Consider the following 23,318-nt stretch of genomic DNA (forward strand, 5'->3'; position numbering starts at 1 on the left):
GGTGTAGAAATCGGCACAATCGCGCACCATCGACATCAAGTCACCGTGAAGGCAACCGGGCCCGCAAGGGCCGAATAGCCGTCGTTATACAGCAGCCAAGCTGCATAGCTGCCGGCGCCCAGGCCAGACGTGGCAAAGGCTGCCGTGCCGGCGCCGCTGGCGGCGTACTGCCATGCCAGCGAGGCAGTTGAGCCGGGCGTGACGCCGTTACGGTAAATGCCGATCCAGTTCTTGCTGTTAACCTGCGGGGCGGGTACCGAGTAGCTGAAGCTGATCGGAGTGCCGCGCGGCACCGAACCTGCGCTGGCCGACAACGTAGCCCTGGGACCGGCTGGCGTGCGGCCCAGCACCGGGTCGGTGCGGCTGGCCAGGCCGTTTTCCACGCGGCCGGCCATGCGGCGCAAGTATTGCGCGTCGAAGTCGCAAGTCACGGCCAGGTCGTACCAGCCGTAGCTGGCGCCGACCGGAATGCTCACGATGGCCTGCTGGCCGGCAGCCACAGTGTGAGCCGTGGCGGCGCGTCCATAGGCATTGTCGACAATGCGGAAGGTGGCGGCACGCAAGCCTTCCGCATTGGAGAGGACGACATCGACCGACATGGCCAGCGGGTTGGCGTTCAGCCACGCCTCCGGGCGCGCGCCGCCGGTCGCGGTCGCCAATGCCAGCACGCCGGCAAACTCACGCTGGAAACCGTTCGGACCCACAACGTTCAGGTGGTAGTTGGGCGTAGTCCAGTTCCATGCTTCGCGTTCGATCTTCTTGCCTGCTTCGACCGTGTAATACCATGGACCGTCGCTGCGCACCTGGGAATAGACGATGAACGCCGCGCCTGCCGTGCCCTGGTTGAAGAACGACAGCTCCACCTGCTTCGACAAATTCACGCGTGCCGTAACAGCAAAGGCGTACGGCAAGGCGCAGGAGTAGCGCGGGCTGCCGCCCTCCTGCACCGGCAAGCTCTGCACCGCCGGCGGTTGCGGATAAGGCTTGCCCGACACCAACTGGTAGGTGGTCGATTTTGGCACCGTCGACGGCCACGACGAATTCGGCGTCTTGAAATCAAAGGCCGAAGTCAGGTCGCCGCACACCGCGCGGCGCCACGGGGAGATGTTTTCGCAAGCGATGCTCGAGCGCTGCTTGCCCAGGCCGGCCACCAGCCACTCCTCGAGAAAGCGCAGCTTGGAGGTATGGTCGAACAACTGCGAGCAAACACGGCCACCTTTGCTCCAGGGCGAAATGACCAGCATCGGTACGCGCGGACCGAGGCCGACCGGGATGCCGTTGTAGTTTTCGTATTGGCCGTTATCGGCCAGGGTGCTGCGTCCCATGCCGGTATTCAATGGCGCCATGTGCGAAGGAATGTGATCGAAGAAGCCGTCGTTTTCGTCGTAGGTAAGAAGGAAGACCGTTTTCGACCACACGTCGGGGTTGGCGACGAGGGCGGCGAGCAAGCGCGCAGTGAGGTTCTCGCCGGCGTTGGGCGAGTTCGGCGAATGTTCCGTGTAATCGTTGGGCGCGACGATCCACGACACTTGCGGCAACCGGTTATTGCGCACGTCGTCGGCGAAGGAATCCACCAGCCAGTCGCCCTTGGTGCCGCGGGCGTTGCTTTCATACGAACCAGGTGCGATCGCGCGGCCCTTCTGGTACAGCGGGCTGCTCTCCGACAGGTGCGTCCCATCGGCATTGACGCGGAAGTTGCGGAAGTAGGCCAGGTAGTTGTCGCCGTAGTTGTCCCATTCCTGGTACACCTTCCAGCTGACGCTGTTCGCCTCCAGCACCTCGGCATAGGTACGCCAGTTTGGCGCGCCGGCTGTCACGGAGGGCGTGATGTTGTCGTACTTGGGGTCGTTATTGTAGTAGCCGGCCGAGTCGATGTTGTACAGGCTGCCCATGGCGCCCAGCCAGTTCTGGTTGGTGCCGGTCAGCGAGTACATGCGGTTGGGGTCAGTGGCGCCGAAGATCGAGCAATGGTAATCGTCGCAGATGGTGAAGGCGTCGGCCAGGGCGTAGTAGAACGGCAGGTCGCCGCGGTCGAAATAGCCCATGCTCTGGGCGGTCTTTTGCTTGACCCAGGCGTCCCAGCCCTGCCAGGTGGTTTGCGAACCTTTCCAGCTATGGTTGGTACCCAGCGAGAGTGCGCTGGTGTTCTTGGCGTCGAAATGGAATGGCAGCACGTAGCCGCCGCTGCCGTTGGGCTGGTACCAGACCGCTTTCCCGCCCGGCAGCGTGATCGCGCGCGGGTCGTTGAAGCCGCGCACACCAGCCAGGGTGCCGAAGTAATGGTCGAAGGAGCGGTTTTCCTGCATGAAGATGACGACATGCTGCACGTCGGCCAGGGTGCCGGTGGCGCTGTAGGCCGGCACGGCCAGCGCTTGCCTGATCAGGTCGGGAAACAAGGTGCTGGCGGCGCCAGCGGAGGCCATGCCAAGGAACTTGCGGCGGCTGGTGGACATCGGTCTTCCTTATAGGTCTGGTTGTAGGGTGTGCCGATGCTAAGGTGCATTTGTGACCATTTCATGTCGGCTGTGACCCGTGCGCTACGCTTTTGACCGATTCCAAGCCGGACACCTCGGAATTCGGCATAGCCCGCCAGTTTGATCTGCCTCCAGCGACCTGCTGAGGCTGGTTCACAGCTGCCGGCGTGTCCCCAGAGCGTCCACCGGGCGCACGCTGAGGCTGTCGTTTATAATCTTGCTGATAACGCCCCAGAGTGGCGTACCCTGTACAGAACAGCAATATCCCATGACTATCAATATCAAAACTCCCGAGGACATCGCAGGCATGCGCGAGGCCGGCCGCCTGGGCTCCGAAGTGCTCGACTACATCACCCCCTTCGTCAAGGCTGGCGTCACCACCGGTGAACTGGACCGCCTGTGCCACGAGTACATGACGAATGTGCAGGGCACCGTCCCGGCGCCGCTGAATTACTGCCCTCCTGGCTATACCCCCTACCCTAAGGCAATCTGCACGTCCGTCAACGACGTGATCTGCCACGGCATCCCGGGCGACAAGGTGCTGAAGGATGGCGACGTGGTCAACCTCGACATCACCGTGATCACCAAGGACGGCTACCACGGCGACAATAGCCGCATGTTCTTCATCGGCAAGCCATCGATCCTGGCCAAGCGCCTGTCGGACGTGACCTTTGAATGCATGTGGCTGGGCATTCAGCAGGTCAAGCCGGGCGCCACCCTGGGTGACATCGGCCACGCCATCCAGGTGCACGCAGAAAAGAACGGCTATAGCGTGGTGCGCGAGTTCTGCGGCCATGGCATCGGCAAGGTCTTCCACGAAGAGCCGCAGATCCTCCACTACGGCAAACCAGGCACCGGCCCAGTGCTGCAAGCGGGCATGGTCTTCACCATCGAGCCGATGATCAACGCCGGCCGCCGCGAGATCAAGGAAATGCCTGACGGCTGGACCATCAAGACCAAGGATCGCAGCCTGTCCGCACAATGGGAACATACGCTGGTCGTTACCGAAACCGGCTACGAGGTGCTGACGCTGTCCGCCGGCAGCCCGCAGCCGCCTGCTTTTATCACCGAAAAAGCCGCAGCATAAAAACGCATGCCCCACGCCGCGATGAAGAAGGACCTCCGGGAACAGCTCAAGGCCCGGCTTAAATCGGACCGCCAACGCATCATTGCCAACTTCCATGAAGACGGCATGCCGGAAAAGCTGTTGCGCAACCTGCGCAGCAGCGTCGACGACATCCTCACGCAGGCGTGGGCAGCCAACCGCCTGCCGCCGCAAGCCGCGCTGGTGGCGGTGGGCGGCTACGGGCGCGGCGAGCTTTTCCCCTATTCCGACGTTGACGTCCTGATCCTGCTGCATGAGGCGCCCGACGACGCCGCGCGCGGCAAGCTGGAAGAATTCGTCCAGCTGCTGTGGGACCTGGGCCTGGACGTCGGCCACAGCATCCGAACCATCGACGAATGCCTGGCCGAATCGAAGGCCGACATCACCGTGCAAACCAGCCTGCTGGAAGCGCGCATCGTCACCGGCAATATGGTGCTGTTCGCGCAATTGCAGGACGCCTACAACAAGGCCATGGACCCGCGCGCCTTCTTCGAGGCCAAGACCATCGAAATGCGCCAGCGCCATGCCAAGTATGAGGACACGCCTTTCAGCCTGGAGCCGAACGTCAAGGAAAGCCCGGGCGGCCTGCGCGACCTGCACGTGATCCTGTGGATGGCCAAGGCTGCCGGCCTGGCCAACTCCTGGCGCACCCTGGCCGTGCGCGGCCTGATCACCCAGACCGAAGCACGCCAGCTGATGGAGAAGGAACGCGCCTTCAAGGATATCCGCGTGCGCCTGCACCTGGTGGCCGGCCGCCGCGAGGACCGCCTGGTATTCGACGTGCAGACCGCCGTAGCCGAAACCCTGGGCCTGAAAGCCACCGGCACCGGCGTGCACATGCGCCGCGCCAGCGAATACCTGATGCAGCGCTACTACTGGGCTGCCAAGACCGTGGTGCAGCTCAACACCATCCTGCTGCAGAACATCGAGTCCTACCTGTTCCCGCACGACGAGAAGCCGGTGCGCATCAACGAGCGCTTCAGCGAAGTAAACGGCATGATCGACATGAACGACGACGATACGTTTGAAAAAACGCCGTCGGCAATCATGGAAATCTTCGTGCTGCTGTGCGAGCGCCCTGCCTTAAAGGGCATGACCGCCCGCACCATGCGTGCGCTGTGGCACGAGCGCTTCAAGATCGACGCCGACTTCCGCGCCGATCCGGTCAACAAGGCTTACTTCCTGCGCATCCTGCAGGCGCCGCAGGGCATCATCCACAATATGCGCCGGATGAACGAGCTGTCGATCCTGGGCCGTTACCTGCCAAGCTTCCGCAAGATCACGGGCCAGATGCAGCACGACCTGTTCCACGTCTACACGGTGGACCAGCACATCATGATGGTGCTGCGCAATATGCGCCGCTTCACCATGACCGAGCACGCCCACGAATATCCGTTCTGCTCGCAGCTGATGGCAAACTTCCCGCAGCCATGGCTGCTGTACGTGGCGGCCCTGTTCCACGACATCGCCAAGGGACGCGGCGGCGACCACTCCAAGCTGGGCGTGGCCGACGTACAGCAGTTCTGCCAGGAGCACGGCATCGACGCGGAAGACACAGAACTGGTGGCCTTCCTGGTCGAGCAGCACCTGACCATGTCGCACGTGGCGCAGAAACAGGACATGTCCGACCCCGACGTAATCCAGGCCTTCGCCAAGACGGTGGGCGATGAACGCCACCTGACCGCGCTCTACCTGCTGACGGTGGCCGACATCCGCGGCACCAGCCCGAAGGTCTGGAATGCCTGGAAAGGCAAGCTGCTGGAAGACCTGTACAAAATGACGCTGCGCGTGCTGGGCGGCGAGCCGCATTCGGCCGACCGCGAACTGAAGAACCGCCAGCAGGAAGCGCTGGCCACCCTGCGCCTGTATGGCCTGCCGCCCGATGCGCACGAGGCGCTGTGGAAGCAGCTCGACCTGGCCTATTTCCTGCGGCACGACGCCAGCGACATCGCCTGGCAGACGCGCGCGCTGTGGGACCGCCTGGACAGCGAGCAGCCGGTGGTAAAAGCCCGCCTGGCGCCGATCGGCGAAGGCTTGCAGGTGGCCGTCTACATCAAGGACCAGCCAGACCTGTTCGCGCGCATCTGCTCCTACTTCGATCGCAAGAACTTCAGCATCCTCGATGCCAAGATCCATACCACGAAGCACGGCTATGCGCTCGACACCTTCCTGGTCACCGAGCAGAATTTCGCCAAGAGCTACCGCGACATCATCAACCTGATCGAGCATGAGCTGTGCGACCTGCTGGTCACGCAAGGCCCGCTGACCGCGCCCAGCAAGGGCCGCCTGTCGCGCCTGTCGCGCACCTTCCCGATCCAGCCCACAGTGGACCTGCGCTCTGACGAACGCGGCCAGTATTACCTGCTGTCGGTAGCGGCCAACGACCGCACCGGCCTGCTGTATTCGATCGCCAACGTGCTGACCAAATACAAGATCAACCTGCATACGGCCAAGATCATGACCCTCGGCGAACGCGTGGAAGACGTGTTCATCGTCGACGGCCCTGCCCTGGCCAATGCCCGTACCCAGCTCCAACTGGAAACCGACTTACTCGAAGTACTGAAAATCTGATGTCCGAAGAATTATTACGCCTTTCCAAGCGCATGTCCGAACTGGGCCTGTGTTCCCGCCGTGAAGCCGATGAATGGATCGCCAAGGGATGGGTACGCGTGGATGGCCAGGTGGTGTCCGAACTGGGCACCAAGGTCTACCCGAGCCAGAAAGTCACCGTAGAACGCCAGGCTGCCGCTGAACAGGCGCGCCGCGTCACGATCCTGATCAACAAACCGGTCGGCTACGTCTCCGGCCAGGCCGAGGACGGCTACCAGCCGGCTGTGGTCCTGATCAAGCCGGAAAACCGCTGGGCCGAAGACCGCTCGCCGGAACGCTTCGACCGCAACCAGCTGCGCAGCCTGGTGCCTGCCGGCCGCCTCGACATCGACTCGGTCGGCTTGCTGGTGCTGACACAGGATGGCCGCGTCGCCAAGCAACTCATTGGCGAAAACACTAACGTTGACAAGGAATACCTGGTCCGCGTCGAGTACACCAAGCCGGGCCGCCTGCCGGACAGCGATCTGCAGCGCCTCAACCACGGCCTGTGGATGGACGGCAAACCATTGCTGCCGGCGAAGGTGCGCTGGCAGAACGACGACCAGCTCAGCTTCACCCTGCGCGAAGGCAAGAAGCGCCAGATCCGCCGCATGTGCGAGATGGTTGGCCTGCGCGTGCTAGGCTTGAAGCGCGTGCGCATTGGTCGTGTCAAACTTGGAAACTTGCCAGAAGGGCAATGGCGCTACCTGAGCCCGGACGAGCGCTTCTGAGTCGGCATCAACGCAACAGAAAAGCAGCATTCATTGCCGTTTAGCAAGCGCAGGGCGCCGGAACGCGGTAAAGTGTTGGCGTCCTCTCCCAGAAAACGAGAACCTGAGCTGTGAACGATCCAATGCCAAATGACTTCCGCAAGGGACCGCCCCGTCCACAAGACGCGGTGGAGCCGATTGCCGCGGGGTCACATCCGCACGATATCGTGGACCCCGATGAAATCGGCGACGCACTGGCGGCGCTGGCCGATGCGGGCGACGCGGTTTCCATCTACCACCGGGACAATGTCGAGCCAGTGATGGCGCGCCTGCTGTCGGTCGATCCCGAACTGCCGCATTTCGTGATCCAGCTGAACGATGGCGCGACCCTGCCGCCGGGCGAATGCACTTTCGTGGCCTGGCTGCGCGGCGCCAAGTTCCAGTTCAAGCTGGACGATCCGCAGTGGAATGCCTTACCGGAGCAGCCGACACTGGTCCCGGCACAATTTCCCGAACGCTGCCAGGTACTCAACCGCCGCGCGGCGCCTCGCCTGGAGACTCCGCTCGGCACCTACCACACCGCCTCCTTCGTCCTGAATGGCAAGCCGTACGAAATGCAGCTGTACGACTTCGCTGTCGGCGGCGTCGGCATGCGCTGCTCGCCACGCGATGCCGTCGGCTTGCACGTCGGCCGCAAGCTGCAGCGCGTACGGCTGGACATGGGACCCGGCTCGGTGCTGATCTGCGACCTGGAGATCCGCCTGTCGCGTCATTTCCGTTCCTTCCTGCTCGGCGAGCAGGTGCAGATCGGCTGCCAGTTCCAGAACCTGTCGCCCATGATGCAGGACGAACTGCAACGCATCCTCGAAAGGCTGAACACTGGCCGAGGCCAGCGCTAGGCTTTAGCCGGCAGCCGCACCGTCACGCGTGGTCCCATGCTGGCACGCCACGGCCGGCGCACAAGCTATCGCTACTCAGGCGCAGCACGCAGGGCGGCATCGGCCGCCCTTCCGTCCCCTGCCTAGAATGAAGTCCGCAGCGACAGCGTGTAGCTGGCGCCCGGCTTGTACTCGTCGAAGATCGCGTTGCTGAACTGGGTGTAGGTCTGGCTGATCGCTTTGTTGGCATTCCAGACGCTGAGCGTCAGGTCAGTGTTGTACCTGAAGCCGAACATCTGCTTCAGGTTCATCCCGACCGACGCATCGACTTGCGTACGTTCGGTGGTGTAAGCGTAAGCGCCGCCTGCAACATTCAATCCTGTACTGGTGTTCACGACATGGCTCGCCGTGTATTGGCGCGCCACGCGGATATTCAGGCCGCCGCGCTCATAGTACAGGGTCAGGTTGTTGGTGCGCGGCGGCACGCCGGCGACCGGCGGCGCATTCGGCGCGTCGTCTGTCTGCTTGGCGTAGGTGAAGTTGGCGGTGAAGCCAAAACCTTTCACTGGCAGCATGTCCAGCGGCTGCTGCCAGGTCGCTTCCAGGCCGCGCACCTTCAGCTTGGTGTCGATGTTGTATGGCTCGGTGATTTCGACCAGGTGCTTGTCGCGGCCGCCGCTGGCCGCCACTGCCTGCTGCTGGGCCTCGGTCAGGCCCACGGTGCCGAACATCTCATCCAGCTGTGCCAGCGAATAGGTGGTAATGCGCTGGCCGGGGCGGCTGATGATGTCCTTGCCGAAGGCGCTCAGCGAAACATAGGCCTCCTTGCTCATGTAGTACTCGAGCGCGACGTCCAGGTTGTTCGCTTCAAACGGCTTCAGGTTCGGATTCGTCACGCTGCCCTGGCGCGCGCCCTGGTCGCCCAGGGTGAGCTGGGTCTGCCGCAGGTCCGCAGGATTGGCGCGGGTCAGCGATTTCGAACCGGAGGCGCGCAGGATCGTGTTGGGCGTGACGTTGTAGGCCAGCGTTGCCGATGGCAGCGTGTTGCTGTACTTGGTGGTCTCGTACTTCCATACGCTGAGGTTGTCGTACAGGCCACCGTTCTTCAGAGACGCATTGCGCGGATCGGCGCCGACGCTAAGGACGCCAATGGTCTGCTTGGTCTGGGCATAGCGCACCCCGGCGTTGTAGCGCAGCGCGCCGCCAAAGAGCTCAAGGCGCCCGGTCGATTCCGCGTAGGCTGCGCTCACTACCTCGCGGATGTAGCCCCCGCTGCCGTTCTGGAAGCCTTTGTAGATGCTATCGCGGAAGTACTGGTAATCCGTATCCTTGGCGAACTTCGGCCAGTCGACGGTGATGAAGCCGTTGTTCCCCGCCCTGACGTAGTTCGGGATTGCAGCATTCGGCACCACCGAGCCAAGGTAGGTCAATGGCGCCGCGCCCGCCGTGGAGCCGGTGCCGTATCCCGGATAAGCGGTGGCGACATCGGCCACAGGGCCTGGCGTGCTGCGGCCATCGCAGCCCGGACTGCGAATCTGCGTGTTCGGCATGAAGAAGCGGTAGCTCATGTTGTTGCCGCAAGCGACGTTCATCCAGGCATCGGCCACCGAGAAGCTGCGGTAGCGGCGCTCAATGTCGTCATACGAACCGCCGAACTTGATGCTGAAATCGGCGTCGCCCCAGTTGACGTTCAGGCGCGTGCCCTTGGTCTTGTTGGTGCGTTCATACAGGTCCATGCGCAGGCCGGAAAGGCTCTGGCCGGCCTGGTACCAGCCAAAGTTGCTCGGCTCGTTGATGTCCAGGTTGGAGCTGTAGCTTGGCGTCTGCCCCGGCGTCGTGTTGTCATAATAGATGACGGAACCGGGCGACCTGGTGGCCACCAGTACGGTCGGCATGTCGCGGTAGAACGTGCTGTTGGTGGCGTTGAAATGGCCGTCGATGGTCCATTTCTCGGACGGCCGAAACTCAAAGCCCGGGTTAATGCTGCGGAACCTCGTTTCCTCCTTCATTGGCCGGTATTCCAGCGCCCAGAAGGTGTTGGCGAAAGTGGCTTTGGTGATCGTGCAGCCGACGGTGCAGTCGCTGCGGTCGAATTCCATGCCGATCGGGATCGGCGTGTTGGCGCGGGTGCCGGCATTCATCCCCTCATACGTCATCCGGTTCTTCTTTTGCGCGAACATGGTATCGAGGTAGATATCGAGCATATCGTTCGGCTGCCATTGCAGGCTGATGACTTCACCGGCGCGATTGCGCTTGCCTTCGTAGACAAAGTGCCGTCCCAGGCGGCCCATCAGGCCGTTGTCGATCTGCTGCAGCGTGGCGCCGGGGTTCAGCGCCAGCAGCATGGCGCGGTCGATCTGCTTGCCCGGCACCAGGATGGGGCGCGCAAATTCCGGCAAGGCGCTCAACGTCAGGCCGGATGGCACGGTGTCGGGCGTCGATTGCGAGCCGCCGCCGGTGCTGTTCAATTTGTCCGACGCATCGCCCTGGAAGGGTTTCAACTGGAAGTTGCGCATGTCGACCGTCTGGAAACCGTCGGTCTTGTAGCCGGTGTTCCCCCAAGCGATGCCGGCCAGGGCGCCGAACTTGCCCCAGCCGGCGGTGCTCCAGGTATTGCTCACCAGCGCCGATCCGGTATTGCCGGTCTTGCTGTTTTGCTCGCGGTAGTTGCCGCTCAGGGTAAACGCGGAGCGAAAGCCGGCCTTGTCGAAGGGACGTACGCTGCGCATATCGACGGTGCCGGCAATGCCGCCTTCGATCAGGCTGGCCTTCTGGCTCTTGTAAACGCTGGCGCTGCGAAATAATTCGGAAGGCAGGAAGTCCATGTCGACTTCGCGGTTGGCGCTGATCGAACCGCCCCAGCTGCCGGCCGAGGCGGACGCCATCGGCGCCCCGTTCAGCAGCACGCGCGTAAATGCCGCGCCCATGCCGCGGATGGAAATGTTCAAGCCTTCGCCATCGATCTCGCCGCGCCGCACGTTCACGCCCGGCACGCGCGCTAGCGCATCGGCGATGTTCGGATCCGGGAACTTGCCCATGTCTTCAGAGAACACGGTATCGCTCAAGCCGATGTTGTCGCGCTTTTCCATGGCCGACAGGCCGAGCGAACTGCGGTAGCCGCTGACCGTGACCACCGGCAGCACCTTCTCGGCCGGCGCGGGCTTGGCTTCGGCGGATGGACTCGCTTCCGCAGACGCTTGCGGCGCCTCCTGCGCATAAGCGGTAGAAATCATCCCCGCCAGGATGGTCATGACGAGGACTTCACCACGCGTGCCGAAGCGACGGACGCGGCCTCCCGGATGTTTGTTCATGCTGTCTCCTTGATATTGGCCTCACGGGCCTTGATTAGTTAGCGCTATCAATGCGCTTGCAACGTTACATTTGCTCCTTGTAATGCGGGCGATTCCGCCCGCACGGTGATGGTTCCCTTCCGGCCAGGCTTGCTGCGTACGATGGCCAGGCATAGGCCATTAAGGGCAGGCCGCTCAGGGGATGGAAAGGGCACGAAGCTGGTGGGGTCGCCGTTATCGGTCGCCACGATTTCCCCTGGCCCCTCAATGCTGAACTTCACGATGTTTTTTGCCATCGGGACGGTGTTGCCGTGCTTGTCCGTCACGCGCAGGGTGACGAAAGAAAGGTCGGCGCCATCAGCCGCAATGCGGCTGCGGTCGGGCGCCAGGGCAAGGCCGGTTGCATCGCCCGTCGTGCGCACGCTGGACGTTGCCCATTGCCTGCCCTGCCTGTAGGCGACCACCCTCACCTCGCCCGGCTCATACTTCACCAGGTCCCAGCGCAAGCGGTACTCATATTCGGCGCGCTTCTTGCGGCCCTGGCTTTTACCGTTGATGAACAGCTCGGCCTCGTCGCCGGACGTAAAGACGTGGACTGGCGTGAATTTGCCTTCCCGTCCCGGCCACGTCCAGTGCGGCAGGATGTGTGCCAGCGGTAAGTCGGGACGCCAGCGCGCCTGGTACAGGTAGAAGCGGTCTTTCCTGAATCCGGCCAGGTCGATGATGCCGGAATAGGAGCTGCGGGCGTCGTAGAACGGGGTGGGCTCTCCCAGGTAGTCCCAGCCAGACCAGACGAATTCGCCCGCCACATAGGGATACTGGTCTTGCGCCGCCCACGCGCGGTCGGCGGAGGTTCCGAAGTCCGAGGCGTACAGCTCATAAGCACTGACCTGGTGCGTCGTCCAGTCGCCGCCGGCGTCCGGCCGCACCGGCGCGGTGAGCGCGCCCGTCACAGGAAACTGGTACTCGCCCCTGCTGCTCAAGGCCGAAGCGCTTTCGCTGCTGAAGATCATCTTGTCCGGGAAGCGCGCGCGGAATTCCGGAAAGCGTCCCGGGTTGCTGCGGATGCCTGCACCCTGGTAATTCACACTGACCAGGTCGACGGTGGACGGCAAGGGCATATGCGCCCGCGCATAGTTCATGGCTGTCATGGTCGGGCGCGCACTATCCTCTTCGCGCACGATGGCGGCCAGCTTGCGCCCGATGGCAGCGCCCTCCTCGCCGGTATATTGTTCGCCGACCTCGTTGCCGATGCTCCAGATCACAATGGAAGGATGGTTGCGGTCGCGGCGGACCATGGCGCGCAAGTCCTGCTCATGCCAATCAGGGAAAATCAAATGCGTGTCGAGGGCGGTTTTCTTTCTTTCCCAGACATCGAACACCTCGTCGATCACGACAATGCCCATGCGATCGGTCAGTTCCAGCAGCTCCGGGGCCGGCGGATTGTGGCTCATGCGCAGCGCGTTGGCGCCCATCTCGGCCAGCATCTCCAGCTGGCGTTCGGCTGCACGCACGTGGAAGGCAGCGCCCAGCGCACCAAGATCATGGTGGTTGTTGACGCCTTTCAGTGTTATGCGTTCACCATTGATAAGCATGCCCTGGTCCGGGTCCATGCGCACCTGGCGTATGCCGAACCTGGTCTCGTAGCTGTCGATCTCTACGCCCCCGCGCCTCACGCTGGTCACCGCCACGTAGCGATGCGGGCGCTGGGTCGGGGGCGGCCCCCACAAGCGCGGATTCGCCACCGTCGCCGTACCGGTGACGACAGCGCTGCCGCCTGCGGCGAGCCGCAACGACTCGGCCGTGATGCTGGCCACAGCGCCGCCCACCCTGCCCCCTCGCTCATCGAGGACGAAGATCGACGTGGCTACCTCCACCACGGCCGAAGCCGCGGAGTCGTTATCGAGCGCGACTTCAAGTGCGACCTGCGCCAAGGCTTTGCCGACTTGCGGTGTGCGCACATGCGTGCCCCAGTGCGCAACGTGCACCGCTGCCGTCTTGGTCAGCCACACATTGCGGTAAATGCCGCCGCCCGGGTACCAACGCGACGATTCAGGGGGATTGTCGAGGCGGATCGCCAGTGTGTTCTCGCCGCCCGGCACGATATATGGCGTCAGGTCCAGCCGCCAGGAATTGTAGCCGTAGGGCCAGCCGCCGACCAGGCGGCCGTTCAGCCATACGGCCGCATACGACATGGCCCCGTCGACGTCGAGGAAAATGGAACGCCCGGCATCCGAGGCGGGAATGTCCAGCCGCTTGCGGTACCAGCCGATGCCCCAGCTGGGCAAACGCCCCACGCCGCCATACGGCCCCTTTTCCAGGAAGGGGCCGGCAATGGCCCAGTCGTGCGGCAGGTCGACGCGCGTCCAGGCGCTGTCGTCGTATGCCGGGCTGAGATAAGGCACGTCGAGCCTGGGCTCCTGCGCGGGGCGCCGGTGGCGGCGGGCTCGATCGCGGACGAAGGCATTGCCACTCGGGAGTATCCATGGCTTGAGCACTGGCGCCTGCCCGGCCTGCATTTGCTGCGCCGCCTGCGGCACGGCGTCGGCTGCCTTGCCGTCCTCGCTCGCGCGCACTGCCGGCCGTACGTCGTAACGCAAGGCGTCACTGGTGCCTGGCGGGTCGCCCATCGTGAAGCGCCAGCCGGAGTTGATCAGGATGCGCTCACGCGGCCCAGCCGACGCAGCATGCGCGCACGCCCACAGCAACACGAGCGCAAGCGCCCTGCAATGCATCGATATTATTTTCATGTTTTCCGGTGGATCGAGTAAGTCGCTGCGCAGACAACCAACCATTAACACGAAAACGATAGCGCAACCAATTCAGTCTATCGTCGCAAATATTTCCTTGTCAATCGCATATTTGCAAACGGTGTTGCGTTTTTCACGACAGATTGGTTGCGCTATTCATAGAGTTCTGCGGCCAATCAACATCGTGATTTTCTGCTGTTCCGTAGCGCCCGGCCCGTTGACTGGCTGGCACAAGACCTTTGATACTGCCCCGGCAAGCTACCAAAAAATCCATCAGGAGACATCGTGAAAATCAAGCATTTGAATGCCTGCGCGGCAGGTGTGGTCTCGTTCGTCCTTCTCGCCGGCGGACTTGGCGGCAACGCCGTGGCGGCCGACTTTGGCCTCAGTGAAGACGCCAACTTCTATACGGTCGATACCGGCGCGGGGCTGGTGTTCAAGGTGCGCCGCACCGACAACGGCGTCAGCACGCAATCGGCCGGCGATATCGCATCCCTGGTCTACAACGGCGTCCAATACCAGGACCAGTCGCGCGGCAGCCAGGTCAATTCCGGTTTCGATTTCCTGTACACCGGCGTCTCCGCCGTCAGCGTGAACGCGGCCACGCTCGGTCCCGATTTCATCAAGGTGACGGTGCAGGCTGGTGACCTGACGCACTACTACATCGCCCGCCGCGGCTACCCGCACATTTACATGGGTACTTATTTCACCAGCGAGCCGAGTACCCTCGGGCTGGCACGCTATATCCTGCGCGTGCCCATTGCCGCGCTGCCCAACGGCCCTGTGCCCTCGGACATCCGCAACAACACCGGCGCCATCGAATCGGGCGACATTTTCGGACTCTCCAACGGCCAGACCCGGTCCAAGCATTATTCGAACATGCGCCTGAAAGACTGGTCCTATATCGGCGCCACCGGCAACGCCGTCGGCCTGTGGGTGGTGCGCGACAATAACGAAGGCAATAGCGGCGGGCCTTTCTACCGCAGCCTGCTGAACCAGGGCACTTCGACCACGCAGGAAATCACCTACATCATCAACTATGGCGAGGGCCAGACCGAAGCGTTCCGGCCCGGCACCTTGAACACCTATACCCTGGTGTTCAACAACGGCAGCGCGCCGGGCGTAGTCGACACCTCGTTCTTTGCCAGCATGGGAATGAACGGCTTCGTCGGTCCCGAGGGGCGCGGCCGCGTGGCCGGTGTGGGCTTGCAGGGACGCGATACGCGCTATGAATACACGGTCGGCTTCTCCAGCGCGAAGGCGCAGTACTGGGCCAAGGCCGATGCCGCCACAGGTCACTTCGACAGCCCTGGCATGATCCCCGGCACCTACACCATGAAGGTCTACAAGAACGAGCTGGTGGTCGATACCCGCACCGTGACGGTCGCCGCAAGCCAGACAGTGTCCCTGAACACCATCTCCGTCGGCGGCGATCCGAGCGCCACCGCGGCCCTGTGGCGCATCGGCGACTGGGACGGGACGCCGGCCGAACTGCTGAACGGTGACAAGGTCACCACCATGCATCCATCCGACGTGCGCATGGCATCGTGGACACCTGGCGACTATGTCGTCGGCAGCTCCAGCGCCGCCACCGGTTTTCCAGCCTACCAATGGAAAAACGTCAACGGCACCATCACCATCCGCTTCAACCTGAAGCAAAGCCAGATCGTACCGCTCACGCTCAGGGCAGGCATCACGGTGGCGTATGCGGGGGGACGCCCTAAAGCGCAGGTCAACGGATGGATTTCCGCCAACCCGGCCGCTTCGAGCCAGCCTTCCACGCGGACCCTGACCGTCGGCACCTACCGCGGCAACAACACCATGTATACCTTCAACATCCCGGCCAGCGAGCTGGTGGTTGGCGAGAATGTGCTGACGCTGACCGCCATCAGCGGTTCGAGCGGCACGGCTTTCCTGAGCCCGGGCTATGCCTGGGATGCCGTTGACCTGATTCCGACACCATGAACAAGTTCCTGATACTCGCCCTGGCGGCGGCAGTTGCCGCACCTGCGACGGCCACGGTCATGAAGACCTATGCCGCGCCTCCCTCTTCCCTGCATCTCGCCACATTCAGCGCCAATCCCGGATTGTCGAACGACTATGTCGAGGACGGGCTGCTGTTTCGCTTCACCGGTTCGGCCAACAACAATCAATGCGGCTATGCCGGCGTCAATTGCTACGACCAGCCATCGGACCTGAGCCCCCTCTTCTCCGGGAACTACATGTCCACGTCGGGCAACAATGCCTATATCAGCATCCGGCGCGCGGATGGCAGCGATTTCCACAGCATCGCCTTTGCCGCCGCATCGGGCTACCTGACAGTCAATGGGTATTGGTGCACCTGGAGCGATAATGTGCGCACCGGGGCCGGGAACTTCACGCAGGCAGGCGGTGCACTGGTGGGACTGGCTGATGCGGCGGGCTTCGACGAAGTGCGCTACTACGCTTTCTCCACGGCCAACCGCAGCAGTGGCTGGAGCAGCCCGGCAATCGATGCAGTCCAGGCAGACATACCGGAACCCGGCGGCGCTTTGCTGCTGGGCGCCGGACTGCTTGCCCTGGCCACGGTGCGCCGCAAGCGCCGCTAAAGCACGTCCAGCGGCGTGGCGCGCGTGGGCGGCGCGAACGCCTTGTCCAGCAAGGCCAGGTCTTCCTGGCCCAGCCGCAGGGTCATCGCGGCCGCGTTGGCACGCACATGCGCTTCGCTGCTTGCTTTCGGGATCGGCATCACACCGTCCTGCCGCAGCAGCCAAGCCAGCGCAATCTGCGCGGGCGTGGCCTGGTGGCGCGACGCGATGGCCTGCAGCGCCGGTTCGGCCAGCAGGCGCTCTTGTTCCTTACGGTTGGATTCGAGCGGCGAATAGGCCATCAGCAGTATGCCGCGCTCCTGGCACCAGGGCAGCAGGTCCCACTCGATACCGCGACGACGCAGGTTGTACAGCACCTGGTTCGCCTCAATGGCATCGCCGCCGGCCAGCGCAGTCGCCTTTTTCATGTCCGACAGGTCGAAATTGCTGACGCCGAATTCATGGATCTTGCCCGCCTGCTTCAGGGCTATCAGCCCTTCCAGCGTCTCGGCAAAAGGGACGCTGCCTTGCCAGTGGAGCAAGTACAAGTCGATGTGGTCGACCTTCATGCGCTTCAGGCTGTTCTCGCACGCCGCCACCACGCCCTTGCGCGAAGCGTTCTGCGGCAGCACCTTGCTGACCAGGTAAGCTTCGCTGCGACGGCCGGCAATCGCTTCGCCGACCACTTTTTCAGCGCCGCCATCGGCATACATTTCGGCCGTGTCGATCACCGTCATGCCGAGGTCCAGCCCCAGTTGCAGGGCGCGCACTTCGGCAGCCTTGTCGGCAGCCCGCTCGCCCATATTCCATGTACCCTGCCCGATTCCAGATAGCGTCATGGCCACACTCCGAAAGTGTTGCGTCAAGCCTCAATGGCGCTGGCCGCCTTCGCGGACCAGCGGTACAGCCCTACGACCACGGCGCCAGCCACGGCCAGCGCGATCAGCATGGTGGTTGCCTCGCTCATGCTGTTGGCAATTGCCAGCGGTTCGCCCTTATTGGTCAGCACGATCAGGCCAGCCAGGGCAACGTTGAACAGCGACTCGCCAACAATAAAGCCCGACATCACCAGCACGCCCAGGCGGGAAGCCGCTTCGCCATGCTTCTTGTTGCGCATTGCTTTCTCGAAGAAGTAACCGGCGATGGCACCCACCACCACCGGCGAGGTGACAGCCGACGGCAAGTAAATAGCCAGGCCAACGCCGAGCGGCGCGCAGCTGTATCGGCGGTTGCTGGATTTCTTCAGGATGAAGTCGAGTGCAACCAGTGCCAGGCCGATCAGCGCGCCATAGCCAATCAGGTCCCATTTCAGGTCGCCGCCGATCACGCCTTTGGCCAGCGTGGAAATCAGGGTCGCTTGCGGAGCAGCCAGCGGCTGATCGGAAATGGCGTTGGCATTTGGTGCGCCGGCAAAGCCGTTCGCGTGGTTCAGCAGCTCCAGAACCGGCGGCACCACGCAGGAACCGGCAAACACGCCAATGATCAGGGCGACCTGCTGCTTCCAGGGGGTTGCGCCGACCAGCTGGCCGGTCTTCAGATCCTGCAGGTTGTCGTTGCCGATCACGGCCACCGCCAGCACTACAGTGGTGACAAACAGTGCGAAAGCGATCAGCGCCTGCGCGGTATCCGGGCCCATGATTTCGCGGCCCACCCAGCCTACCGAGGTGGCGGCGCCGAGGATGGACAGGATGGCCAGGCCGGACACCGGCGAATTGGAAGAGCCGATCAGGCCGGCCATGTAGCCGCACACCGCGGCAGCCAGCATGCCGGCAATCAGGATGTAGCCAACGCCCACCACGATCAGAGGGGTCGAGATCGAGGACAACGGGCCGCCCGACAGGAAGGACGACAGCAGCCAGCCTGCCGGCACCATGGACAGAAGGGTCACCAGGCCGACCATAAAGATAGGCAGGTCCTTGTCTTCGCGCGGCACGTCGCCGCCGCCGGCCCTGGCGCGGCGCGCGGACTCCATCGCGGATTTCAGGCCGCCCACGACCGGCTTGGCCAGGGTCGCCAACGTCACGATCGCGGCAGCGCCAATGGTGCCGGCGCCCATCATGCGCACCTGGCTGCTCCAGATGCCCAGGGCGTGGTCGGCCGCAGATACGCCGGGAGCCGCCGGATTGGCCATGGTCAGCAACGGGACCAGGATGCCCCATGCAATCACCAGGCCAACCAGCATGGCCATGCCGACCGCGATACCCATCAGGTGGCCGGCGCCCACCAGGGCAAGCGAACTCGATGCTCCCAGGCCGGTGGCGCCGTTGCCGAACTTGACGAAATGCGCTACTTCAGCGGCAACCAGCTTGGCAGCGCCAAGGAAAGCGAAAATGGCGGAAGCCACGGAACCCCAGATCACCGCCCACAGGCCAGCCTTGCCCTCCTGCGCGCCGGCACGCGACTGGGTGCCGACTTTCAGCACTTCCGCCGCGGCCACGCCTTCCGGATACGCGAGGTCGGACTGCGACACCAGTGCGCGACGCAGCGGCATGGTATACATCACGCCCAGCACTCCGCCGATAGCGCAGGCGCCAAAGGTTGGCCAGAAAGGAATTTTTGCCCACCAGCCGATCATCAGCAGGCCAGGCAGCACGAAAATCACCGACGCCAGCGTGCCCGCGGCCGACGCGATGGTCTGCACGATATTGTTTTCCTGGATCGTCGCATCCTTGAATGCGCTGAGCAGGGCCATGGAAATCACGGCGGCGGGAATCGAGGTGGCGAAGGTCAGGCCGACTTTCAGGCCAAGGTAGACCTGCGCCGCGGTAAAGACCAGTGTAATGAGAATGCCGAGGGCGATGCCGCGGACACTGAATTCGAGCGGGTTATTCTGCGACTGGTTGCTCATCTGGGTAATCCGTTGTGTTGATAAGGATGCAAAGTGGCCGGGATATTACGCCAGATTCGCGGCGCCGCCAAACAAATCAGTCGTCGTCGCCGGGATCGAGGTCGGGGAACAACACCGAGGTAAAGCCGAATTTGGAGAAGTCGCGGATCCGTGCTGGATACAGGATTCCCAGCAAATGATCCACCTCATGCTGTACCACGCGGGCATGGAATCCCTCGGCATCGCGCACGATGCGTTCGCCGAACTGGTCGTAGCCCTCATAGTGCAGGCGCGTATAGCGGGGCACGCTGCCACGCAGGCCCGGCACCGACAGGCAGCCTTCGAAGGCCTCTTCCATCTCTTCGCCGAGCGGCGTCAGCACGGGATTGATCAGCACCGTTTCCGGCACCTGCGGCGCATCGGGATAACGCGTGTTGGCCTTGAAGCCGTAGATCACCAGTTGCAGGTTGACGCCGATCTGCGGCGCCGCCAGCCCGGCGCCACTGGCCGCGTGCATGGTATCGAACATGTCGACGATCAGCGCATGCAGTTCCCTGGTATTGAACTCGCGCACCGGCTCGGCCACACGCAGCAGACGGGGATCGCCCATTTTCAGGATTTCGCGTACGGCCATGCTCAGCCCCCCAGCAATGCGAGCAAGCCCGCTTCGTCAAGAATCGTCACGCCCAGCTCTTCGGCCTTGGCCAGCTTGCTGCCCGCCTCCGCGCCAGCGACGACATACGAGGTTTTCTTCGACACCGAACCCGATACCTTGCCGCCGGCAGCTTCGATCAGGGCTTGCGCCTGGTCGCGGCTCATGGTCGGCAGCGTCCCGGTGAGGACGAAGGTCTTGCCGCTCATGGCGCCTTCCGCTTCGGCCACCTCGGGCAGTTGTGCCAGCAACGCTTCGCGCAGCTCGTGCAGGGCCATCAGGCAATCGCGGTTGGCCTGTTCGCGCAGCCAGGCTTCAAGGCCCTGCTCCACCGTCGCCGGCAGGCCAAACACGTTATACACCGTCAGGTGCGACAGTGCCTCCAGCGTCATGCCCTGCTCTACCAGTTGGCGTGCGCGCGGCTCGGTCAGTTTGGGAATGCCGACGGCAGCCAGCAGCGCAACCGTGTCCAGCTTTTCGCGCAGGGCGGCCCTTGGAGCATGCTCGCCTTTCGGCGCCACGCCAGCGGCCAGCAGCGCATCCAGCGCCTCCTGGTTGCGCTCTTCGGCGAAGAAGTCGGCAATCGATTCGGCTACCGTACCGCCGATATCAGGCAGCACGCGCAGCAGCGCCACGGGCGCCTTGCGGATCAGTTCCAGCTTGCCCAGCCAGTCGGCCAGCGTCTTGGCGGTCGATTCGCCGACGTGGCGGATGCCCAGTGCGAACAGCAGCCGCTCCAGCGGCGGGTTCTTGCTGGCGGAGATGGCGTCCAGCAGGTTTTCCGCCCACTTGGTCGGGACCTTGCCCTGGGCGACAGTTTCCGGCGTGGTGCCGTCACGCTCGTCGGCCAGGCGCTTCATTTTCAGCAGGTCATCCAGGGTCAGGCGGAACAGGTCCGCCACGCCATGCACCAGGTTGCACTCGACCAGGTTGTCGATGTAGCGGTCGCCCAGGCCTTCGATATCCATCATGCGGCGGCCGCAGAAGTGGCGGATCGCCTCCTTGCGCTGGGCGGAGCAGAACAGGCCGCCGGAGCAGCGCGCGACCGCTTCGTCGGCCTCGCGCACCACGTGCGAACCGCATACCGGGCATTCGGCCGGCAGCGCCCACATCAGCGGTTCCGGCGCAGGGCGCTTCTCCAGCACCACGGACAGCACTTCCGGGATCACGTCGCCCGCTCGGCGCACGATGACTGTATCGCCAACGCGTACGTCCTTGCGGCGCACTTCGTCCTCGTTATGCAGCGTTGCATTGGTGACAGTCACGCCGCCGACGAAGACCGGCGCCAGGCGCGCCACAGGCGTAATCGCGCCGGTACGGCCAACCTGTACTTCGATCGCCTGCACGGTGGTCAGCGCTTCTTCAGCCGGGAATTTATGCGCCAGCGCGAAACGCGGGGCGCGCGAGACGAAGCCCAGCGCACGCTGGTCTTCGAAGCGGTTGGTCTTGTACACCACGCCGTCGATCTCGTAGGGCAGCGCGGGGCGCGCCTTCCCGATGCGCTCGTAGTAGCCCAGCAAGCCGTCCTTCCCGCGCACCACCTCGCGTTCGGCGCAGACCGGCAGGCCAAGTTCGGCGTACCAGTCCAGCAGGGCGCTGTGCGTTGCCGGCAGTTCGGCGCCGGTCAGTTCGCCGATACCATAGGCATAGAAGCTCAGCTTGCGCTGCGCGGTGATGCGCGAGTCGAGCTGGCGCAGCGCGCCGGCGGCGGCATTGCGCGGATTGACGAACTCTTTCTGGCCCAGTTCACGCTGGCGCGCGTTCAGGGCAGCGAAATCGGCCTTGAACATCAGCACTTCGCCGCGTACTTCCAGCACCGGCGGCGGCGCATCGGTATTCAGGCGCAGAGGGATGCCCTTGATGGTACGGATGTTGGCAGTGACGTCCTCGCCGGTGTAGCCATCGCCGCGCGTTGCTGCCTGCACGAAGACGCCGTCTTCGTAGCGCAGGTTGATGGCCAGGCCGTCGAACTTGGCCTCGGTTGCGTATTCGACCAGTTGCACTGCGTCGAGTCCTTCTCGCACGCGGCGGTCGAAGTTCTCGATATCGTCGTCGTTGAAGCCGTTATTCAGCGACAGCATCGGCACCGCATGCGTGACGGCGGCGAATTCCGCCAGTGGCGGCGCGCCCACGCGCAGGGTTGGCGAGTCGGGAGCCTGCAGTTCAGGGTGCGCTGCTTCAATCGACTGCAGTTCGACAAACAGCTTGTCGTATTCGGCATCGGGAATGGTCGGCGCATCGAGCACGTGGTAGGCGTGCAGGTGGCGGTTCAGCTCCGCGTTCAGCCAGGCTGCGCGCTCGGCGGGTGTTGCGTGTCGGGTGTTGCTCATGTTTCCGGTTAGCTGAACAGGCGCAGTGCGCGGGTGGAACCAGCAGGAATATCCGATGCAGCCATGTCGTCGTAGAACTCGCGCACCTGGCCGGCAATGCTGGCCAGGGTTTCGTCGGCCAGCGGCTGGTTGGCGTCATCGACAATGGTCGCATCCAGGCGCGCCATCAGGTTCTTGGCACAGCCGATCATCGAGCCAAAGCCGTCGCGTGCCGGAGCGACGCATGGCACGTCCAGCAACAAGGTCAGGCGCGAAGTGGTTTCCTCGGCCAGCGTGACGTTGGTCGACAGCGAGAACAGGTAGCCGCCCTCGCCGTCCGGCATGGCATAGCGGCCGTCCGGGCGCATGTCGAAGCCCAGCTTCTCCAATGCGCCGAGCAGGGTCGCTATGTTCCATGGAGCGCCGTTGGAAGCGAGGTTCACGCCCAGCTGCGCATCGTGGTTGGCTACGAAGCGATGCAGGTTTTTCGCATCCTGCATGACTTCGATCATGTCCGGGATTTGCGGCTCGGCGCCGATTTCGTCGGACACGCTGCGCAGGCGCGTCACCAGTTCGGAGTATTCCAGTTCATTCAATGCGGTGCTGCGGCTGGCCAGCTGCACCCCGCCTTGCAATCTGGTGTACACCACGCCGTGGCGCACCGGCTCCCAGTCGCCGCTCACGGCCAGGCCGATGAAGTGGACAGGCTTGTTGCCGACAAAGCGCAGCTTCTGCAGGGCCGGCAGCAGTTTTTCGCCGCGGGCAGGCGCTTCCAGTTCCAGAGGCAGCAGGCAATCGATCAGCGGATCGACCAGGCAGGTGGCCAGTTCTTCGGCAGGCACGCCGGCATCGGCGGCGCGTACCGGCAGCACCGGCTCATTGCCGTCCGGTGCGATATTGGGCGCGGCGACGTTGCCGACATGGCCGCCGACATGTTCCGGCACGCCGTAGGCGCCCGAGCCGGCGTCCGGCATCGGCACGTCGTCGAGGTGGAAGCGCGGTTCGGCGCGCACGCTGTCGTCGCCGCGCATCAGGACATCGTCGTGCTGGCCGTCGAAGGCGCGCTCGACACGTTTCTTCAGCTTGTACTCCTGCCACTTGTTGTAGCTTATGACGCCAACGACGAACACGCCGCCGGCGGCAATCAAACTCATTTGGAAATCTGTA

The 23,318-nt window shown here is 63.5% G+C and carries 14 protein-coding genes; 6 read left to right on the top strand and 8 right to left on the bottom strand.

What is annotated here, in order from left to right; translation table 11 throughout:
* Positions 1-35: 35 nt before the first annotated feature.
* Positions 36-2,453, bottom strand: a complete 2,418-nt coding sequence (locus ACN9MZ_RS17675; protein ID WP_426338274.1) for a phosphocholine-specific phospholipase C — start codon at positions 2,451-2,453, stop codon at positions 36-38.
* A 289-nt stretch (positions 2,454-2,742) separates the two neighbouring features.
* On the opposite strand from ACN9MZ_RS17675, the gene map reads away from it, so the two are divergent.
* The 4 genes from map (at position 2,743) to ACN9MZ_RS17695 (ending at position 7,777) form a co-directional block, all read left to right on the top strand.
* Positions 2,743-3,561 carry a type I methionyl aminopeptidase gene (gene map / locus ACN9MZ_RS17680; RefSeq protein ID WP_426338275.1) on the top strand — a complete coding sequence of 273 codons (819 nt, stop codon included), beginning with the start codon at positions 2,743-2,745 and terminating at the stop codon, positions 3,559-3,561.
* Positions 3,562-3,567: 6 nt separating this feature from the next.
* Positions 3,568-6,150 (top strand): [protein-PII] uridylyltransferase, encoded by a 2,583-nt coding sequence (locus tag ACN9MZ_RS17685; protein WP_426338276.1) that lies wholly within the window; start codon positions 3,568-3,570, stop codon positions 6,148-6,150.
* Complete coding sequence (locus ACN9MZ_RS17690; protein ID WP_426338277.1) at positions 6,150-6,899, top strand: pseudouridine synthase; 750 nt, start codon at positions 6,150-6,152, stop codon at positions 6,897-6,899. The genes ACN9MZ_RS17685 and ACN9MZ_RS17690 overlap by 1 nt, the downstream gene beginning before the upstream one ends.
* 122 nt (positions 6,900-7,021) lie before the next feature.
* A complete protein-coding gene (locus ACN9MZ_RS17695; RefSeq protein WP_426338278.1) occupies positions 7,022-7,777 on the top strand; it encodes a flagellar brake protein in 756 nt (251 codons plus the stop codon).
* Positions 7,778-7,899: 122 nt separating this feature from the next.
* Here the strand turns inward: ACN9MZ_RS17695 and ACN9MZ_RS17700 are convergent, their stop codons facing one another.
* Complete coding sequence (locus tag ACN9MZ_RS17700; RefSeq protein WP_426338279.1) at positions 7,900-11,067, bottom strand: TonB-dependent receptor; 3,168 nt, start codon at positions 11,065-11,067, stop codon at positions 7,900-7,902.
* A 47-nt stretch (positions 11,068-11,114) separates the two neighbouring features.
* Complete coding sequence (galB, locus tag ACN9MZ_RS17705) at positions 11,115-13,796, bottom strand: beta-galactosidase GalB (protein ID WP_426338280.1); 2,682 nt, start codon at positions 13,794-13,796, stop codon at positions 11,115-11,117.
* 285 nt (positions 13,797-14,081) lie between these two features.
* Between galB and ACN9MZ_RS17710 the strand changes: the two genes are divergently transcribed.
* Both ACN9MZ_RS17710 and ACN9MZ_RS17715 read left to right on the top strand, forming a co-directional pair.
* Positions 14,082-15,761, top strand: a complete 1,680-nt coding sequence (locus tag ACN9MZ_RS17710; RefSeq protein ID WP_426338281.1) for a rhamnogalacturonan lyase B N-terminal domain-containing protein — start codon at positions 14,082-14,084, stop codon at positions 15,759-15,761.
* Positions 15,758-16,384 (top strand): PEP-CTERM sorting domain-containing protein, encoded by a 627-nt coding sequence (locus ACN9MZ_RS17715; RefSeq protein ID WP_426338282.1) that lies wholly within the window; start codon positions 15,758-15,760, stop codon positions 16,382-16,384. Before ACN9MZ_RS17710 ends, ACN9MZ_RS17715 begins: the two co-directional genes overlap by 4 nt.
* Here ACN9MZ_RS17715 and ACN9MZ_RS17720 read toward each other — a convergent pair.
* The 5 genes from ACN9MZ_RS17720 to ACN9MZ_RS17740 form a co-directional block, all read right to left on the bottom strand.
* A complete protein-coding gene (locus tag ACN9MZ_RS17720) occupies positions 16,381-17,202 on the bottom strand; it encodes an aldo/keto reductase (protein WP_426338283.1) in 822 nt (273 codons plus the stop codon). The genes ACN9MZ_RS17715 and ACN9MZ_RS17720 overlap by 4 nt on opposite strands.
* A 23-nt stretch (positions 17,203-17,225) precedes the next feature.
* On the bottom strand, positions 17,226-19,211 hold the full coding sequence (locus tag ACN9MZ_RS17725; protein ID WP_426338284.1) for an OPT family oligopeptide transporter: 1,986 nt from the start codon (positions 19,209-19,211) through the stop codon (positions 17,226-17,228).
* 76 nt (positions 19,212-19,287) lie between these two features.
* The gene (def, locus tag ACN9MZ_RS17730) at positions 19,288-19,824 is read right to left on the bottom strand and encodes a peptide deformylase (protein ID WP_426338285.1); all 537 of its coding nucleotides are present in this window, start codon (positions 19,822-19,824) and stop codon (positions 19,288-19,290) included.
* 2 nt (positions 19,825-19,826) lie between these two features.
* Positions 19,827-22,172, bottom strand: coding sequence for an NAD-dependent DNA ligase LigA (gene ligA, locus ACN9MZ_RS17735; protein WP_426338286.1), 2,346 nt, complete (start codon positions 22,170-22,172; stop codon positions 19,827-19,829).
* 8 nt (positions 22,173-22,180) lie between these two features.
* Positions 22,181-23,305: a cell division protein ZipA C-terminal FtsZ-binding domain-containing protein gene (locus tag ACN9MZ_RS17740; protein WP_426338287.1), complete on the bottom strand. Its 1,125-nt coding sequence runs from the start codon at positions 23,303-23,305 to the stop codon at positions 22,181-22,183.
* Positions 23,306-23,318 lie beyond the last annotated feature (13 nt).

Origin of the sequence: Pseudoduganella sp. S-14 (assembly GCF_049913285.1) — a bacterium.
GTDB lineage: Bacteria > Pseudomonadota > Gammaproteobacteria > Burkholderiales > Burkholderiaceae_D > Rugamonas.

Coding starts and splice junctions, on each gene's coding strand:
- map (WP_426338275.1), top strand. CDS start 2,743: ATGACTATCAATATCAAAACTCCCGAGGACATCGCAGGCATGCGCGAG.
- ACN9MZ_RS17740 (WP_426338287.1), bottom strand. CDS start 23,305: ATGAGTTTGATTGCCGCCGGCGGCGTGTTCGTCGTTGGCGTCATAAGC.
- ACN9MZ_RS17725 (WP_426338284.1), bottom strand. CDS start 19,211: ATGAGCAACCAGTCGCAGAATAACCCGCTCGAATTCAGTGTCCGCGGC.
- ACN9MZ_RS17690 (WP_426338277.1), top strand. CDS start 6,150: ATGTCCGAAGAATTATTACGCCTTTCCAAGCGCATGTCCGAACTGGGC.
- ACN9MZ_RS17675 (WP_426338274.1), bottom strand. CDS start 2,453: ATGTCCACCAGCCGCCGCAAGTTCCTTGGCATGGCCTCCGCTGGCGCC.
- ACN9MZ_RS17715 (WP_426338282.1), top strand. CDS start 15,758: ATGAACAAGTTCCTGATACTCGCCCTGGCGGCGGCAGTTGCCGCACCT.
- ACN9MZ_RS17700 (WP_426338279.1), bottom strand. CDS start 11,067: ATGAACAAACATCCGGGAGGCCGCGTCCGTCGCTTCGGCACGCGTGGT.
- ACN9MZ_RS17695 (WP_426338278.1), top strand. CDS start 7,022: ATGCCAAATGACTTCCGCAAGGGACCGCCCCGTCCACAAGACGCGGTG.
- ligA (WP_426338286.1), bottom strand. CDS start 22,172: ATGAGCAACACCCGACACGCAACACCCGCCGAGCGCGCAGCCTGGCTG.
- def (WP_426338285.1), bottom strand. CDS start 19,824: ATGGCCGTACGCGAAATCCTGAAAATGGGCGATCCCCGTCTGCTGCGT.
- ACN9MZ_RS17685 (WP_426338276.1), top strand. CDS start 3,568: ATGCCCCACGCCGCGATGAAGAAGGACCTCCGGGAACAGCTCAAGGCC.
- ACN9MZ_RS17720 (WP_426338283.1), bottom strand. CDS start 17,202: ATGACGCTATCTGGAATCGGGCAGGGTACATGGAATATGGGCGAGCGG.
- galB (WP_426338280.1), bottom strand. CDS start 13,796: ATGAAAATAATATCGATGCATTGCAGGGCGCTTGCGCTCGTGTTGCTG.